This is a genomic window from Thalassospira povalilytica, from assembly GCF_002844235.1.
Classification (GTDB): domain Bacteria; phylum Pseudomonadota; class Alphaproteobacteria; order Rhodospirillales; family Thalassospiraceae; genus Thalassospira; species Thalassospira povalilytica.
This window is the reverse complement of sequence record NZ_PGTS01000007.1, coordinates 22961-41370: the sequence shown is the minus strand read 5'-3', so window position 1 is coordinate 41370 and position 18410 is coordinate 22961. Positions and strand designations below refer to the sequence as shown.

At 56.1% G+C, this 18410-nt stretch carries 14 protein-coding genes; 4 read left to right on the top strand and 10 right to left on the bottom strand.

All coding sequences use genetic code 11. The features are described 5' to 3' along the window. Positions 1-63: 63 nt before the first annotated feature. From CU041_RS17020 to araD, 3 genes are all read right to left on the bottom strand, one after another. Positions 64-1578: an aldehyde dehydrogenase (NADP(+)) gene (locus CU041_RS17020; protein ID WP_101247824.1), complete on the bottom strand. Its 1515-nt coding sequence runs from the start codon at positions 1576-1578 to the stop codon at positions 64-66. A 28-nt stretch (positions 1579-1606) separates the two neighbouring features. Further along, complete coding sequence (locus CU041_RS17015) at positions 1607-2518, bottom strand: dihydrodipicolinate synthase family protein (RefSeq protein ID WP_068518443.1); 912 nt, start codon at positions 2516-2518, stop codon at positions 1607-1609. Between the two features lie 92 nt (positions 2519-2610). After that, positions 2611-4356, bottom strand: coding sequence for an L-arabinonate dehydratase (araD, locus tag CU041_RS17010; RefSeq protein ID WP_068518444.1), 1746 nt, complete (start codon positions 4354-4356; stop codon positions 2611-2613). Between the two features lie 350 nt (positions 4357-4706). Here araD and CU041_RS17005 point away from each other — a divergent pair, with 350 nt between their 5' ends. From CU041_RS17005 to CU041_RS16990, 4 genes are all read left to right on the top strand, one after another. Further along, positions 4707-5753, top strand: a complete 1047-nt coding sequence (locus CU041_RS17005) for a type 2 periplasmic-binding domain-containing protein (protein WP_101247823.1) — start codon at positions 4707-4709, stop codon at positions 5751-5753. A 161-nt stretch (positions 5754-5914) separates the two neighbouring features. Then, positions 5915-6340, top strand: a complete 426-nt coding sequence (locus CU041_RS17000) for a tripartite tricarboxylate transporter TctB family protein (RefSeq protein ID WP_068518445.1) — start codon at positions 5915-5917, stop codon at positions 6338-6340. Positions 6341-6398: 58 nt separating this feature from the next. Continuing rightward, the gene (locus tag CU041_RS16995; RefSeq protein ID WP_068518446.1) at positions 6399-7889 is read left to right on the top strand and encodes a tripartite tricarboxylate transporter permease; all 1491 of its coding nucleotides are present in this window, start codon (positions 6399-6401) and stop codon (positions 7887-7889) included. 274 nt (positions 7890-8163) lie between these two features. Further along, positions 8164-9168, top strand: coding sequence for a LacI family DNA-binding transcriptional regulator (locus tag CU041_RS16990; protein ID WP_212733818.1), 1005 nt, complete (start codon positions 8164-8166; stop codon positions 9166-9168). A gap of 22 nt (positions 9169-9190) precedes the next feature. On the opposite strand, the gene fdhD is transcribed toward CU041_RS16990, so the two are convergent. The 7 genes from fdhD to CU041_RS16955 all read right to left on the bottom strand — a co-directional run bounded on the left by fdhD (position 9191) and on the right by CU041_RS16955 (position 18279). After that, positions 9191-10000 carry a formate dehydrogenase accessory sulfurtransferase FdhD gene (gene fdhD, locus CU041_RS16985; RefSeq protein ID WP_101247822.1) on the bottom strand — a complete coding sequence of 270 codons (810 nt, stop codon included), beginning with the start codon at positions 9998-10000 and terminating at the stop codon, positions 9191-9193. Further along, positions 9997-10221, bottom strand: coding sequence for a formate dehydrogenase subunit delta (locus tag CU041_RS16980; RefSeq protein WP_068518448.1), 225 nt, complete (start codon positions 10219-10221; stop codon positions 9997-9999). Before CU041_RS16980 ends, fdhD begins: the two co-directional genes overlap by 4 nt. Positions 10222-10316: 95 nt before the next feature. Then, a complete protein-coding gene (gene fdhF, locus CU041_RS16975) occupies positions 10317-13196 on the bottom strand; it encodes a formate dehydrogenase subunit alpha (protein WP_101247821.1) in 2880 nt (959 codons plus the stop codon). 4 nt (positions 13197-13200) lie between these two features. After that, complete coding sequence (locus CU041_RS16970) at positions 13201-14757, bottom strand: formate dehydrogenase beta subunit (RefSeq protein ID WP_101247820.1); 1557 nt, start codon at positions 14755-14757, stop codon at positions 13201-13203. After that, positions 14754-15227 (bottom strand): formate dehydrogenase subunit gamma, encoded by a 474-nt coding sequence (locus tag CU041_RS16965; protein WP_101247819.1) that lies wholly within the window; start codon positions 15225-15227, stop codon positions 14754-14756. The genes CU041_RS16970 and CU041_RS16965 overlap by 4 nt, the downstream gene beginning before the upstream one ends. A 122-nt stretch (positions 15228-15349) precedes the next feature. Further along, on the bottom strand, positions 15350-16243 hold the full coding sequence (locus tag CU041_RS16960) for a LysR family transcriptional regulator (RefSeq protein ID WP_101247818.1): 894 nt from the start codon (positions 16241-16243) through the stop codon (positions 15350-15352). Between the two features lie 302 nt (positions 16244-16545). Further along, positions 16546-18279 (bottom strand): OFA family MFS transporter, encoded by a 1734-nt coding sequence (locus CU041_RS16955; RefSeq protein WP_101247924.1) that lies wholly within the window; start codon positions 18277-18279, stop codon positions 16546-16548. Positions 18280-18410: the final 131 nt, after the last annotated feature.

Genomic DNA, 18410 nt, shown 5'->3' with positions numbered 1-18410 from the left:
ATTTGTCTCCGTGGGTTTGTCCGGCGGCTTTGCGCCGGGCGGTATCTTGGAAAAAGCAGTTGGTTACGCGATATCAGCCGGCAGCACGTCGGTCGGGATGTTCTGATAGCAAACCGGGCGCAGGAAGCGGCGGATCGCCATGGTCCCGACCGAAGTCGCGCCAAAGTTGGTCGATGCCGGATATGGCCCGCCATGGACCATGGTATCGGATACCTCCACACCGGTCGGGAACCCGTTGGCAAGAACACGGCCCGCCTTGTGTTCAAGGATCGGCAGAAGCGAACGCGCATCGGCAGCATCGCCCGCATCAAGATGCAGCGTGCAGGTCAGCTGACCTTCAAGCGCCTTGGCGATGGTGCGCATTTCCGCAACATCCTTGACCCGAACGACCAGACCAAGCGGACCAAAGACTTCTTCGCCCAGTTCATGGTTCGAAAGCCAGTTTTCACCGGTGGTTTCAAACAGATACGGCGTCGCATTGCGCAGATCGCATGACGTGGTCAGAACTTCTTTCACGCCCGCAGTTGCGGCAACGCGCTTTGCCCCGGCACGATAGGTTTCCGCCATCCCATCGGTCAGCATGGTCTGGGCTGCAACACCTGAAAGAGCTTCCTTGGCAGCGCTCACAAAGGCATCGGCATCCGAACCATCAATTACAACCGCAATCCCCGGATTGGTGCAGAACTGCCCCGCCCCCATGGTCAGCGACCCTGCCCAGCCTTTGCCGAGTTCTGCGCCACGTGCGGCAACAGCCTTGGGCAGCAGGAACATCGGGTTGACCGAACCCAGTTCGCCAAAGAACGGGATCGGTTCCAGGCGCGATGCGCACAGATCAAACAGCGCACGACCACCGCCAAGCGATCCGGTAAAGCCGACCGCCTTGATCAGCGGATGCTGCACAAGCGACTGACCGACATCACGTTTGCCACCCTGAATAAGGCTGAAGACGCCCGGATGGACACCGCATTTCTTGATCGCGGCATCAATGGCCTGGGCAACGATTTCACCGGTACCCGGATGGGCTGAATGGCCCTTGACCACGACCGGGCAACCAGCAGCCAGTGCCGATGCGGTATCACCACCGGCAACCGAAAATGCCAGCGGGAAGTTCGATGCGCCAAACACGGCAACCGGACCAATCGGACGCTGCATCAAACGCAGGTCGGGACGCGGCAGCGGTGCACGATCAGGCAATGCTTCGTCATAGCGACGATCCAGATAGGCACCATCAAGAATGTGGCTGGCAAACAGGCGAAGCTGACCAACCGTACGACCGCGTTCGCCCTGAAGACGGGCTTCGGGCAGGCCGGTTTCCTGGGTGCCGATTTCGGTGATTTCATCACCGCGGGCATCAATTTCATCGGCAATGGTATTGAGGAACCTGGCGCGGTCTTCGCGGGTGGAATAGCCAAACGTCCAGAAGGCTTCTTCAGCGGCCTTGGCGGCCTGATCAACCAGATCGGGGGTGCCGACCGGGAAAGTATTGGCCGGGCCGTGGGCCGGTTCGGACTGGAAGGTTGCGGTTCCGGCGACCCAGTCGCCCGCGATCAGATGTTTTCCTGTCAGGGTATAGGACATGGATGTCTCCTCTGTGCGGCGGGGCCGCTTATTTCACAAGATTGTTTTGACGCATGAAGCCAACCAGCTTGTCATGCTGCTTATCGGTCAACGGCCAGGCCGACGGCGGGCGGGTCGCACCGCAATCATCGCCAAGAAGCTTAAGGGCCGCTTTGACACCGGTCACGTTCGTACCGTTCATTTCTTCGGCGCGGACTTCTTCAAAGGCGCTCATATCGCGGATCAGATCGCGGGCCTTGGCATAGTCACCGGCCTCAAGGGCGGCATGGATTGCCATGGACCGTTCCGGCCAGACATTGATCAGCCCCGATGTAAAGCCACGCGCCCCAACCGCATAGAATGCCGGTGCCCAGGTTTCAGCCAAACCACCGACCCAGACAATATCCGGATCACAGGCATTGATCGCCTCGGACAGCTTCATCGGGTTCGGGGTTGCCCATTTTACACCAGCCACACCTTCGATGGCACAAAGATCGGCAATCGCCTTGGTGCCAATCGCATCATTGCGCAGATACAGCATCATCGGAAGCCCGCCCGATGCATCGGCAATGCGTTTGATATATTCAACAACACCACGCGGGGCGACAAAGGGATCTGGCGGCTGATGGATCATCAATGCTTCGGCCCCGGCTTCGGCGGATGCCTTGGCAAGTGCGCAGGCATCCTGTACGCCACGACCGATACCGGCCAGCATCGGCGCACGACCGTCAAGCATTTCGGCGACCGATTTGGCCATAGTGATGGCCTCAGCCGTGGTCAGCGCGTAAAATTCGCCGGTATTGCCATTCACCACCGGAAAATGAACACCCGCCGCAAGCGCGCGGTCGATAATCGGTTTCAGCTTGGCCGGTGCAATGTCGCCATTCTCGTCATAAGGGGTGACTAGAATGCCGGAAATACCTGACAGCACGCCACGCAGATCGGCTTTGGAAAGTGCCATGGGTCAATATCCCTGATTGATTTGGTTCGTGTCATTGCAACAGGGCGCAAATCACGCCCCGTTGCTGTTTCTGATGATGGTTTGCGGCAAGCCTAGAAAATATCCGGCTCGCCCGCTGTTTCGCCAAATTCCGGCGACAGGAAGTCAAAGTCGCACCCTTCGTTGGCCTGGGTGACATGTTTGCCAAACATCCAGCCATATCCACGCTGATAGCGCGGCTCGGGCGTCTGCCAGGCTGCACGGCGACGTTCAAGCTCTTCCTCGTCGACCAGCATGTCGAGGCGACGGTTATCAAGATCAAGCTTGACGATATCGCCGGTTTTCAGAAGGGCAAGCGGACCCCCGATATAGGATTCCGGTGCGACATGAAGCACACAAGCGCCATACGAGGTTCCCGACATACGGGCATCCGAAATACGCAACATGTCACGGTGGCCCTGTTTGATCAGGGCTTTGGGGATCGGAAGCATGCCCCATTCCGGGAAGCCCGGACCACCGAGCGGACCGGCATTGCGCAGCACCATCACATGATCGGGCGTGATATCGAGATTTTCGTCATCCACCGCCTTTTTCATTTCCGGATAGCTGTCAAAGACAAGTGCCGGACCCTGATGATTGCGGAACCGTTCATCACAGGCTGCAGGCTTGATCACCGCCCCGTCCGGGCAGAGATTGCCGCGCAGAACCGCAAGCGATCCTTCATGATAGACCGGATTTGAAAGCGGGCGGATGACATCATCATTATAAACCGTCGCACCTTCGAGGGTCTGGGCAAGGGTTTTGCCCGTGACCGTGGTGACCGATGTATCGAGCTTGTCACCAAGCTGCGCCATCAGGGCGCGCAGACCACCGGCATAGAAGAAATCTTCCATCAGATAGTCGCCCTTGCCCGACGGGCGGATATTGGCGATCAGCGGTGTTGTGCGACCAAGTTCATCAAGATCATCAAGGGTGATTTTAATTCCGGCGCGACGCGCCATGGCCAGCAAATGCACAACAGCATTGGTCGAACAGCCGGTTGCCATCGCAACCACGGCCGAGTTGCGCACAGATGCCGGGGTGACGACCTTGTTCGGGGTCAGATCTTCCCACACCATATCAACGATGCGACGGCCACACTGGGTCGACATACGGATATGACCGGCATCCGGTGCCGGTATCGACGATGCCCCCGGAAGGCAAAGGCCCATGGCCTCGGCAATTGCGGTCATGGTCGATGCCGTGCCCATGGTCATGCAATGACCATAGGAACGGGCAATCCCGCCTTCGACGCCAACCCATTCTTCGTCGCTGATGTTACCGGCACGGCGTTCATCCCAGTATTTCCAGGCATCCGAGCCCGACCCCAGGATTTTACCGGCATAGTTGCCACGCAACATCGGACCGGCCGGAAGATAGATCATCGGAACACCGGCCGAAAGCGCACCCATCACCAGACCCGGCGTGGTTTTGTCGCAGCCGCCCATCAGCACCACGCCATCAAGCGGGTGGGAGCGAATCATTTCCTCGGTCTCCATCGCAAGCAGGTTGCGATAGAGCATCGAGGTCGGCTTGGTAAAGGATTCGTCGACCGAAATGGTCGGCAGCTCAACCGGGAAACCACCGGCCTGATGAACGCCCTTTTTGACGTCGGCGGCACGTTCACGGAAATGCAGATGGCACGGGTTGATTTCAGACCAGGTATTGAGGATGCCGATCACCGGGCGACCGGTCCAGTCTTCGGGATCAAGGCCCATCTGCATCAGGCGTGAGCGATGCCCGAACGAACGAAGATCATCGGGCGCAAACCAGCGCGCACTTCTAAGATCTTCTGCGGATTTTTTGATTTTGTCGGACATGGCGTTCCTCCCGTCTCGCGATCGTCCCTGATCTTAACGCCAGCGGCTTGACCAGGACGACCTGCACTTTTGATTGATGCTTTATGTATGCGCATACACTAACAAGATGTCAAGCAAACTTACATGTCAAAAAGGTAGATTTATCCTACGCAAAACCGCCGAGAGATTCAGCAATTGACAGGCTTTGCAACAAGATGTATCAAAATATGTATGCGCATACATAAAGCTTGAAAGTTTACAAGCTGACTAACAACAAGAACAAGCAACACCAACGCCTTATGGGAACCACACCAAAAGGCATCACGGGGACATCCCCACCATTCAGGAATGCGTCATTCGGGAGGAATCTTATGACCGGACTTTTTAAATCCATCGCCGCCGCTGCCGGCTTTGCCGCCATGGTTGCAACGCCTGTTCTGGCGTCTGCTGCTGACCTGCCAAGCAACGTTCGCCTTGTCATCGGGTCGAAATCGACCGGTGGTGACACCTATCAGAACAGTGCCATTGTTGCAGAAGCGCTTGCCAAGAAACTCGACATCAATGTGAAGGTTGATGCAGTTGGCGCGGGCGAGGCATTCAAGGCATTGCAGCGCGATTCGCGCGGCACCACGATCATGATTTTCCATGATCAGTCCTATCTTGCGAACCTGTATGGCGTTCGCGGTTATGACGATATCTTTGAAAACTACGTTGTCGGACCGACGGTCGCGATCAATCCGGGCAATGCGTATCTGGTTGCCAAGAATTCGCCGATGCAGTCGATGGAAGACGTGTTTGCAGCAGCTGCTGCCGGTCAGCGCGTTCGCGTTGCCATTCAGGCCGGTGGCGTTTCCGAGATCGGTTTCTCGGCGATGAAAAATGCGGCCAAGGTCATGCATCCGGGATCGGAAGCAAACATCGTTCCGGTCAATACCGGTTCGCAGGCAGATAAAAACCAGCTGATGTTTGATGGTCAGGCTGATGTGATCAACGGATCTGTTCAGGCCAACGAACAGTTCACCCAGCTTGCCAATGACGACCAGAAAGCCATGCGCTTTATCTGGCTGACCGCACGTGAAGAAACCATTGAACAGGCAAATCCGGAAGGCATGGGCGACACCACCCGTGACGAACTTCTGGCATTTACCACTCCGAATGTCAGCGTCACGTTTGACGGGTCGAAAGACTTTACCTTCGACAAGGAATTCTTCTTCCTGTTCAACAAGGACATGGATGCAGAACAGATCGCCACGATCGACAATGCGCTGAAGGAAATCTATGCCGAAGGCGAGATCCAGAAAACGCAGAAGGCATCCTTCTTCATTCCGAACTACAAGCCGCAGGCAGAAGCCGCAGCTTACCTTAAGGCGAAACGCGACCAGTACCGCCAGGTCATCGACGCGATTGCAACCAACTAACTTCCCGGTTGGCCCGGCATATCAATGCCGGGCCACTTTTGCCTGATCAGGTGGATGGATATTCTTCCACCCGCACGTCCCGCCATAACACCCCGACATGATTTCCATTCTGGTTGGAAATCAGTACCATGGGGAAAAACAGGCACATCCGGAGGCGTCCCATGTCGTTTGACTCCCCCTTTCATGTGACGATTGATTTCAACACGTCGCATATGATTTTCCCGACGATTATCGCCGTGATCCTGGGAATTCTTTTCGTTTCAATTCTGATCACACGCGGCAGCACCATTCTCGCCACGGTTAGCAATGGCAACTGGTGGCCTGCCGGCATCGACCACAAGCGTTTTTTTGGTACGATTGCCCTGACCGTGATCTATTTCATGGCCATGCCGGCAGTCGGGGACATTTTCCCCAATACCGGACTTGGATTTTACCTTTGCTCGATCCCGTATCTGTTCGCGCTTAGCACGCTTTACCTTCACGAGCGCAGCCGTCGAACATTGATGATCGCAGGCGCCAATGCGCTGATTGCGCCAAGCCTGGTCTGGTACATCCTGTCCGAACTTTTCAATATTTCGCTGCCATAAGGCGACCGGAACCCGGTTCTGGTCCCTGTTTGGCGCGGTATGATCCAAGAGATTTACCATGGAACTCCTATCCATTCTGACACCGATGTTCTTTGCGCTGGTTGCCGCGGGCACCGTGATCGGCATCATCTTCGGTGCAATCCCCGGCATGACGGCGACCATGGCGGTTGCTGTCTGTTTGCCACTGACCTATTCGCTGGGTCTTGAAAACGGTCTGGCACTTTTGCTGGGCCTTTATGTCGGGGGTATTTCCGGCGGCCTGGTCCCGGCCATTCTTCTGAACATCCCGGGAACGCCGTCATCGATCACCACCACCCTTGACGGGTACCCGATGACCCAGAATGGCGAAGGCGAACGCGCACTCAAGATCGGGATCACATCGTCGCTGGTTGGCGGACTGATCAGTCTTGCCGCGCTTTATCTGTTTGCCCCGGCACTGGCCGATTTTGCGATCAAGTTTTCCTATATCGAGAAATTCCTGATCATCTTCTTTGCCCTGACCGTGATGGCGGCCCTTTCCAACAGCTTGCTGGTCGGCATTTTCAGCGGATTTCTGGGCATTTTCATCAGCCTGATCGGGGCCTATGACATTTCGCGCGGCGGCAATGGCGAATTGCGTCTGGTGCCGGAATTCCTTGAATATTACCTTGAAAGCGGCTTTTCGCTTTTGCCGGTTCTGATCGGTTTGTTCGGCCTTGCCACCATCCTGATCGAAGCCGAAGAAGGCATGAAGGAAGGAAAAGGTCTTTCGGGGGTGAAGATCGGCGGCAAGCCGTTCAAGATTTCTGTCTTCAAAGGCCAGATCGTCAACCTAATCCGGTCGTCATCGATTGGTACCTTTGTCGGCATTCTGCCCGGCGTTGGCGGCAGTGCGGCATCAATTCTTGCCTATAGCCAGGAAAAGAACTTTTCCAAGACACCGGAAAAATTCGGCAAAGGTGCACCGGCCGGGGTGATTGCATCGGAAAGTGCCAATAACGGCCTGACGGGCGGCGCACTGGTGCCGTTGCTGTCACTTGGCATTCCCGGGGATTCCACCACCGCCATTCTGATCGGTGCCTTTACCCTTCAGGGCATTCAGGTCGGCCCGCTGTTTATCGGCAACAATCCGGTGACGTGGGATGCGATGATCATTGCCATGCTGGCTGCCAATATCATCATGTTCCTGGTGATGGTCTTTGCCATTCGCCATCTGGCCAAGGTTGTGACGGTTCCAAAAAACATCCTGTTCCCGATCATTCTGATGATGTGTGTGGTCGGCGCCTATACCATCAATTACGGGGTGATGTTTGATGTCTGGACGCTTTTGATCTTTGGCCTGTTTGGTTATCTCGCCCACAAGATCCGGCTTGAAATAGCGCCCTTTATCATCGGGTTTATTCTGGGACCATCGGCGGAAATCTATTTCGTCAAAAGCCTGGAATCCTTTGGCACGTTTTCGATCTTCTTTACCAAAAGCTGGATCGCGGTGTTGCTGTGGATCCTGATTGCCCTGTCGATTGCGTTTTCGATTTCTGTCGCGCGCAAGAAAAAGCGCATGACCGACTAAACCAGAATACGTGCCCGCAGCCGGGCTGTCACGGCAGCCCGGCCGCCCAACGACACCATCGGGCAAGAAGCAACAGCTCCCTCCCTGTGCTGTATAGTGGTTCTCAGCCAGACCGCGCTTCTTGCCCACCTTTTTGTGCTGATGTAATGTCCGAAGCAGAACAGATTGGCTGACGTCGGACCAAAACCAAAGCCCGACCATTCCCGGTTCGGGCATCAGATCAAGAGACCGTAACCCTTTGTCACTCGCGCCGAAAAATACTGACCAGACCACCATGGCCGAAATCAAAAGCGGCACCGTCACGATGGAAACCGTCGGACGGATAGCAGGTGTTTCGCAGGTCACGGTATCGCGCGCACTTAATGACCCGAAAAAGGTTTCCGCCAAGACCCTGCAACGCATCCAGGATGCGATCGAGCTGACCGGCTATGTGCCCAATATGGTCGCCGGTGCACTGGCGTCACGGCGCAGCAAACTGATTGCGGCCCTTGTGCCATCGATCACCAACGTCATCTATGCCGATCTGATGCAGAATTTCATCAATGTCATTCGCGGATCGGGCTATCACGTTCTGATGGCCGAAACCGGCTTTTCCCAGGACGAGGAACAGGCGGTTGTCTCCACGATGCTCAGCCGTCGCCCCGACGGCATCCTGTTGACCGGCATCCACCATTCGGCCGGTTGCAAACGCATGTTGCTTGGGGCTGGTATTCCGGTGATCGAAGTGTGGGATACGACGGAAAACCCGCTTGATGTCTGTATCGGCTTTTCACACATCAAGGCCGGCGAGGAAATGGCGCGCTATGCGGCGGGCAAAGGTTATCAGCAGGCACTGATCGTATCCGCCGGTGATGAACGCGCCCTGCGCCGCAAGGATTCCTTTGCCAGTCAGTTCAAACAAATGACCGGCAACCCGCCGATTGAAGTGCTTTATGAAGCAGGTGCGACCATCGAACGCGGTCGCAATGGCCTGAGCACCGGTCTGGAAAAAGGTTTTCGCAACGGCATCATCATGTGCAGTTCGGATCTTTTGGCCCATGGCATCCTGATCGAGGCGCAGGCACGCGGCTTGCGCGTACCACAAGACATGGCGGTTCTCGGTTTTGGCAATCAGGACTTTTCGCCCTTTACCCTGCCGGCCCTGACCACGGTCGAAGTCAATCGCGCCAATCTTGGCCGACGCGCCGCCGAGGCGCTGGTGGCACGGATCGAAAACGAACCGCTGCCGACCAAATCAATCGATGTCGGATTTGAAATCATCGAACGCGCATCAACCTGATCGCAACCTGATCGCGACCGGATCAGGCAAAACGGCGAAACAGCCCGCGCCGTTCACGACAAATCAGGGTAAGCCCCGCCTGCCGTGCAAGGTTCACCGCCGTCAGGGTCGGCCCCGACAGGGTCACAAGCCCACCCACCCCGCATTGCACGGTTTTGGTGACGATTTCATAGGAACAGCGACTGGTCATCAGCACAAAGCCACCGGCAGTATCAATGCCCTGACGGGCAACCGCACCGAGCACCTTATCAAGGGCGTTATGACGTCCGATATCTTCGCGGACCAGCTTGATGTTACCGCTAACATCGACAAAGGCGCTGGCATGCAAAAGCCCGCCGCCTTCGCGGTTGCGGGTCTGATGATCGGGCAAGGCGTCGATGGCCTGTAACACGACATCCTGTGCCATATTGCCCGGCGTGACCTTGCCGATCTTGTCCATCGCGACGGCTTCAAGTGATTGCACCCCGCACAGACCACATCCCGACCGGCCTTCAAGGGTGCGTTGACGTTCATCAAGACGGTCAAACACATCTTCATGCAGGTCGGCTTCGATCACATAGCCCTGAAGGGTTTTGCGCACTTCGCGCAGTGTGATCTGGGAAATGTCATCAACGATGCCTTCGGACAGGGCAAAGCCGATCATGAAATCTTCGAGATCATGGGGCGACACCATCATCACCGCATGGGATTTGCCATTGAAAGTCAATGCAGCCGGAACTTCCGGCTGCAACATCATCGGGGCATCGTCATTGGCATCATCACGCGAAATGGCACGGGCAAGATCAACATCGCGCCCGTCAAGGATGCGGTTCTCGGAAGGCTTGGGCGTCATGCAGGTTCCTTGACCTTGCGGATCATCGGGGCAGCTTCAAGCACAAGCGGGTCAATCCCGTCATACCCGTCGGCAATCAGGGCAAACAATTGTTTGCGCATACGCGGTTCCCAGAAATCGCTGATATGACCGGCAACACCGGCCACCCCTTCTTCGTGGGGTTTGGATTTGAAAAATGTCGCGATCTGATTGGCCATATAGACAAGCTTGTCAGGTGCCATTGTTCATTACTCTTTGGCTATGGTCTTTTTAACGGATACAGGATTTGCCAGATACTGTGCGCAAGGGAGTATAGCACAATATCTGGCAGGGCATCCTATTCGGCGGCATCGACACGCGGTTTGATCCGGCGCGCCTGTTCGGCCTGACGATCATATTCCACCTGCCATTCAGATGGTCCGTTTGATGCGGAAACCTGAACGGCGGTGACTTTGTATTCCGGACAGTTGGTTGCCCAGTCGGTAAAGTCGGTGGTGATCACGTTGGCCTGTGTCCCCGGATGGTGGAATGTGGTGTAAACCACGCCCGGTGCCACACGATCGGTAATGGTGGCGCGAAGGGATGTTTCGCCCGATCGCGATGCAAGACGGATCCAGTCGCCTTCGCGAATGCCGCGCTGTTCGGCATCATGGGGATGGATTTCCAGAAGGTCTTCCTTGTGCCAGGCGGTATTTTCGGTACGGCGGGTCTGTGCGCCCACATTGTACTGGCTCAGGATACGGCCGGTCGTCAGAAGCAGCGGGAAACGCGGCCCGGTACGTTCATCGGTGGCGACATATTCGGTCACCACAAACTTGCCCTTGCCGCGTACGAAACCATCCATATGCATGACCGGTGTCCCCAGCGGGGCCTTGTCATTGCATGGCCATTGTACCGAACCTTCGCGTTCCAAAAGGTCATAGGTCACATTGGCAAAGCTTGGCGTGGTTGCCGCAATTTCGGCCATGACCTGTGACGGATGGGTGTAATTCCAGTTCTGGCCCATCGCACGGGCAAGGTTCTGGGTCACTTCCCAATCGGCAAAGCCGTTCTTTGGCGTCATCACCTTGCGCACGCGGTTGATGCGGCGTTCGGCGTTGGTAAACGTGCCATCCTTTTCAAGGAAGGTCGAACCGGGCAGGAACACATGGGCATAGTTCGCGGTTTCGTTCAGGAACAGGTCGTGGACGACAACACATTCCATCGCCGCAAGACCGGCGGCCACATGTTTGGTATCGGGATCGGATTGCAGGATATCCTCGCCCTGAATATAGATGCCCTTGAACGTGCCTTCGACAGCGGCATCAAGCATGTTGGGGATCCGAAGCCCCGGTTCGTCATCAAGTTTAACCCCCCAGATATCTTCAAAGATATCGCGGGTGGCACTGTCCTGAATATGGCGATAGCCCGGCAATTCGTGCGGGAACGATCCCATGTCACAGGAACCCTGCACATTGTTCTGACCACGCAGCGGGTTCACGCCAACGCCCGGACGGCCGATATTGCCGGTCGCCATGGCAAGGTTGGCAATCGCCATCACGGTGGTTGACCCCTGACTGTGTTCGGTCACGCCAAGCCCGTAATAGATCGCACCATTGCCACCCGTGGCAAAGGCCCGTGCGGCTTCGCGCATGGTCTGGGCATCAACACCGGTGACACCCGCAATGGCTTCGGGGCTGTGGCGCGGATCGGAAACAAATGTTGCCCAATCCTGGAATTCATCCCAGTCACAGCGTTCACGGACAAACGTTTCGTCAAACAGGCCTTCGGTCACAATCACATGGGAAAGTGACGTCAGTACCGCGACATTGGTGCCCGGACGCAGCGCCAGATGCGCGACAGCTTCGATATGCGGGGAACGGACCAGGTCAATCCGACGCGGATCAATCACGATCAGTTTCGCCCCCTGACGCAGGCGTTTTTTCAAACGCGAGGCAAAAACAGGATGCCCGTCAGTCGGGTTGGCCCCGATCAGGATGACCACATCGGTATGTTCGACAGAATCAAAATCCTGCGTCCCGGCCGATGTCCCAAACGTGGTTTTCAGGCCATACCCGGTTGGCGAATGACAGACACGCGCACAGGTATCGACATTGTTATTACCGAACCCGGCACGGATCAGTTTCTGAACCAGGAAGGTTTCCTCGTTCGTGCACCGCGATGACGTGATCCCGCCCAAGGCACCCTTGCCGTATTTGGCCTGGATGCCCTTGAACTTGTCAGCAGTAAAGCGAAGGGCCTCTTCCCAACTGACTTCCTGCCAGGGGTCATTGACATTTTCGCGGATCATCGGGTTGAGGATGCGGTCCTTGTGATTGGCATAGCCATAGGCAAAGCGCCCCTTCACACAGGAATGCCCCCGGTTGGCCCGGCCATCCTTATAGGGGACCATGCGCACCAGTTCCTCGCCACGCATTTCGGCCTTGAACGAACAGCCAACCCCGCAATAGGCACAGGTGGTAACGACCGAATGTTCGGGTTGACCGATTTCAATGACCGATTTTTCCTGAAGCGTTGCGGTCGGGCAGGCCTGAACACAGGCACCACAGGATACGCATTCGGAATCAAGGAAATCTTCGTGCATGCCCGGTGACACGCGGGATTCAAAACCGCGACCTTCGATGGTCAGGGCAAAGGTGCCCTGCACTTCTTCGCAGGCCCGCACGCAGCGCGAACAGACAATGCATTTCGACGGGTCATAGGTGAAATACGGGTTGGTTTCATCCTTTGCCATATAGCGCGGATTTTCTTCACCATTCTGGCGGACCTCGACATGGTTGCCGCCGTCATAGCCATAGCGCACATCGCGCAGGCCAACCGCGCCTGCCATGTCCTGAAGTTCGCAATCACCATTGGCCGCGCAGGTCAGGCAATCAAGCGGATGGTCGGAGATATAAAGTTCCATCACCCCTTTGCGGATTTTTTTAAGCCGCTCGGTCTGGGTGTGGACCACCATGCCGTCTGCCGCCGGTGTGGTACAGGATGCCGGGGTTCCGTTGCGGCCTTCGACTTCGACCAGACACAAACGGCAGGAACCGAATGCATCGACCATGTCGGTCGCACAGAGTTTGGGCACCTGAATGCCTGCTTCCATCGAGGCCCGCATAACCGATGTGCCTTCGGGCACGGTCACGTTCTTGCCATCAATGGTCAGCGTGACGGTTTTTTCGGATTTGGCGGCAGGAGTTCCGTAGTCGACTTCTTTGATCAAGGACATCGTATTACTCCGCAGCTATATCAAGCGCACGCGGCTTGAAATCATCAGGGAAATGGGTAATCGCGCTCATCACCGGATAGGGCGTAAATCCGCCGAGCGCGCACAACGATCCGAACTTCATGGTTTCACAAAGATCGCGCAGAAGATCGATCTGCAATTCCGGATCTTCGCCACGTTCAAGTTTGTCGACCACTTCGGTGCCACGGATCGATCCGATCCGGCACGGTGTGCATTTACCGCATGATTCAATGGCACAGAATTCCATGGCGAAACGGGCCTGTTTCATCATGTCGACCGTGTCGTCAAAAACGACCACACCGGCATGACCGATCAGACCATCACGCTTGGCGAATTCTTCATAATCAAAGGGCGTGTCAAACAATTCGCGGGGGAAATAGGCCCCCAAAGGACCGCCAACCTGAACCGCCTTGATCGGGCGTCCCGATGCGGTGCCACCGCCGATCTGTTCGACGATTTCACCCAGCGTCATGCCAAAGCCGATTTCATAAAGCCCGCCATGTTTGACATTGCCGGCAATCTGGATCGGGATGGTGCCGCGTGACCGGCCCATGCCGAAATCACGGTAATATTCCGGCCCCTTTTCAAGAATGACCGGCACCGAGCACAGAGAAATCACGTTATTGACAACCGTCGGACGGCCAAGGAAACCTTTCAGGGCGGGAAGCGGCGGCTTGGCACGAACGACACCACGCTTGCCTTCCATGCTGTTAAGAAGCGAGGTTTCCTCGCCACAGACATAGGCCCCTGCCCCCATACGGACTTCCATATCAAAGGTCTTGCCCGATCCGAGGATATTGGTGCCCAACACCCCGGCAGAACGGGCAACTTTTATGGCCTCGGTCATGATGCGGATAGCATCGGGATATTCCGAACGGGTATAGACATATCCCTTGGTCGCCCCGGTCGCGAGACCGGCAATGATCATGCCTTCGATCAGGACAAAGGGTTCGCCTTCCATGATCATGCGATCGGCAAAGGTGCCGCTGTCGCCTTCGTCGGCGTTACAGACGATGTATTTCTGATCACCTTCGGCTTCGCGCACCGTGTTCCATTTGATCCCGGTCGGGAAACCGGCACCCCCGCGTCCGCGAAGGCCGCTGTCAGTTACCGCCTTGACGATGTCGGCTGCCGACATTTTCAACGCGTTCTCAAGACCGGACAGACCGTCATGGGCACGGTAATCATCAAGCGAAAGCGGATCAATGATGCCGCAACGCTGGAAGGTCAGACGCGACTGGCTTTTCAGGAACGGAATATCGCTGGTCCGACCAAGATAAAGCTTGTGATCGCCGCCGGTCAGAAAATCTGCATCAAACAGGGTATCGATGTCATCGGTGCTGACCGGGCCATAGGCAACGCGACCGCGCGGTGTTTCCACCTCGACCATCGGTTCAAGCCAATACATGCCAAACGATCCGTTGCGCACGATTTTGATATCGGCACCGGACTTTGCGGCCTTGGCGGCAATCGCGGTTGCGACATCATCGGCCCCAAGGGCCACCGCACCGGAATCAAGCGGGACATAAACCTTGATCGTCATGCGCCCACCTCATCGAGAATGCGGTTCATACGATCACTGGTCACGCGCCCGACCACCTTGCCATCGACCATGGCCGCAGGTGCACAGGCACACAGGCCAAGACAGAAAACTGGTTCCAGCGTGATCTTGCGATCCGCTGTGGTTTGCGACCAATCCACCCGAAGATGACGGCGCACCTGATCGGCGAGCGCGTCGGCCCCCATTGCCTGGCAGGCCTCGGCACGGCAAATCTTGATGATATGTTTGCCGGCCTTTTCTTCGCGGAAGTCGTGATAGAAACTTGCAACCCCGTGGACTTCGGCCCGGCTGAGGTTCAGTTTCTTGGCGATTGTTTGAAGTGCGCCTTCGGGGATATGGCCGAACTCTTCCTGCACTTCGTGCAAAATGGGAAGGAGCGGGCCTTCCATCGTGATCATCTGATCACAAATGGCCTCGACGCGGACATTCTGGTCCTCGGTCGTTTCCGACATGCAAGCCTCTCTCTCAAGCATGTTACAGTTATATTTATTGTTTTTAATAGTGTCGGGCATCTGTGGTGCCCGTTCAATAAAGCCATCCCGTTACGCGATAGCGAAAACCTATCAAGGCGCAATCAGGCGGTTTCGAGTTCCGAAATCAGCTTTGCCTCTTTCAGCAGGGCAGAGACCACCGGTGTTGCCGGTTCGCGTTTTGCGGTGATCAGTCCGACGGTATGGCTGGCGTCGGGATCGGTGATCGGAATGGATTTGACGCGATCGCGCATCCCGAAACTTTCGACCATTTTTTCGGGCATGATGCTGGCCCAGTTGCCGGTCTGAACATGGGTAAACAATGCGATCATGGAATCACTTTCCAGTGTCGCACTGACCTTGGCCCCGGCGGCATTAAGGTGCTGATCGATGATCCGGCGGTTCTGCATGTCAGGCGTCAGCAGACACAGGGGCAACTGGGCTGCTTCGTGCCAGGTGATATTTTTGCGATCCCCGAGATCATCAAGATTTGATGTCACCAGTTGATAGCGTTCGCGATAAAGCGGGATCGACGTCACACGACCAAGCGGTTCGTTATCAAGATAGGTAATGCCTGCATCGATCTGAAGATTGTCAAGCAGGGCCTGAATTTCGGTCGAGGTGCGCGACAGGATGGCGAAACTGACATCGGGATGTTTTTCACGAAATGGCGTGGTCAGTTCATGAACCATGGCAAGTGCCGTCGGGATCACGGCAATTTGCACCTGCCCGGTCAGACCGGATCGCATGGCGCGCATTTCATCACGCATGGATCGGGTACTGCCAACAATATGGCGTGCCCATTCCAGAACACGTTCGCCTTCGGGTGTCAGACCCTGATAGCGTGAACCGCGTTTGACCAGGACCACACCAAGATGGTCTTCAAGCTGACGGAGTGCGCTGGACAAAGTCGGCTGGGTCACGCCGCATTCTTCGGCGGCATGTCCAAAATGCTGCTCACGGGCGAGCACCATAAACATTTCGAGTTTGTCGATCATATCACTTCCGGCAACCGGTTTCGCGGCATGCTTTTATCGGGCGTTGAAGTCGGCCAATTGTCGGGCCGAAGCGAGATTGGAAAACATGCGTTGTGACGCTTGTGTGTTCTGGTTGCAGGATAACCGATTACCCCGACGGGCAAAAAGGTTATTCCTGCAACAGAACGCAGGTCCGGGCTGGATGAACGGAACCCGGACCCAAGACATGACTGTGCCAATCATGCCCCCAAAATGACTGACAAATTGGTGCGTCAGTCAAACGGGCGTCGATCACAGGGTGCGGCAATCGACGCCCAAGGCCGTTACGCTTTGGAAGTTGCTTCCTGTCCGGTGGTTGCACCACCGTCCTGCGTTTCCATGTAGTGCTTGTCGTCAATCGGACGGACCAGCTTGTTGGCAACAAGCGCAATCGCCAGAAGTGCCGCCATCGCATACATGGTGGTGTTATAGAGGCTCGACGTCGGATCGACCGTACCGGCCGGTGCGATTTCCATCAGACGACCGATGGTTACGGTTTTGGCCGCAACCAGCTGATCAAGCTGTTCGATACCGGCACCGAATTTGGCCTGGAATGCCGCCGGATCGACCTTGCTTGCCAGATCCTTGATCGAATTGGTGACCGAGGTCTGACGCAGCTGGGTGATTGCCAGCGGGCCAAGAACGCCAGCCGTGCTCCATGCGGTCAGAAGACGACCATGGATACCGCCGACATATTTGGTGCCGAACACGTCCGCCAGATAGGCCGGAATGGTTGCAAAACCACCGCCATACATCGTGAAGATGATCATGGTTGCGGCATAGAACATTACAAGCCAGGTGACAGCCGGGTTGATACTGACCTGTTCTGCGGCAAACGGGATCGACAGATAAAGTGCGATTCCCAGAATGAAGAAGCAGTAATAGGTGTTCTTGCGACCGATATAGTCCGACATGGACGCCCAGAAGAAGCGGCCACACATGTTAAAGACCGAAATCATGAACACATAGGTCGCCGCAAAAGCCGAATTGACCACCAGCGGCAAGGTCGTGCCAAAGATTTCCGACATCATGGTTTTGGCAACGCCAATCACCCCGATGCCCGCCGTCACGTTGAAGCACAGAACAATCCACAGCAGATAGAATTGCGGGGTTTTCAGTGCCTGGTCGATATGGACGTTTTTCTGCGTGATCATGCGCTTGGATGCGGTGTCTGCGGTCGGCGGGGTCCAGCCTTTGGGCAGCCAGCCATCACGCGGCACACGATACGAGAAGGATGCGATGATCATGACGATGAAATAGGCAATCCCGAGCGTGAAGAAGGTGCTGGCAGCACCGGTATTACCCGTGCCGGCAACATAGACGCCTTCTTCGATCGGAACCGGTGCGGCAGCAACCTGTGCTGCACCTGCCACAACGACTTCGACCATCTGGCCACCGACTTCGGCCATACGCTTGCCACCTTCGGTAACAAGGTTAACCGCACTTTCCGGGCCAAGATATTCAGGAACCTTGTAGAAAACCGAAAGCAGGCCTTCCTTGATCGGGGTTGCGATCATCGCACCACCGCCAAAGCCCATGATGGCCATGCCCGTTGCCATCCCGCGCCGGTCCGGGAACCAGCGGATCAGGGTCGAGACCGGCGACACATAGCCAAGGCCAAGCCCGGCCCCGCCAATCACGCCATAGCCAAGATAGACAAGCCACAATTGATGGCTGGCAATACCAAGACCGCCAATAATGAAACCACCGCCCCAGCAGAAAGCTGCGACAACGCCGACCATACGCGGGCCGACTTCTTCAAGCCACTTGCCGCCAAATGCAGCAGCAAGACCCAGGCTGACGATCGCAACAGAGAAAATCCAGACAACGGATTGCAGGCCCCAGTCACCGGAACTTGCTGCAACCACGCCGAATTCCTTGATCAGTGGCGGGTTAAAAATGCTCCATGCATACACAGAGCCAATACATAGATGAATTGCAATAGACGCTGGCGGCACCTTCCAGCGGTTAAAATCGTCGCTGGCGACGATATGTTCTTTTTTAAGCTTATCAAACATGTCGTTGTTACCTCCCGGCATTTTGATCTTCTTGCCTTGCCCACCCCCGGTTGAAGGCATTGTGCAGGGCAACCACGGTAGAACCCCGAACCCTCTTTATCGCAATCGCTGTGCCATCCGAAAAAATGCCA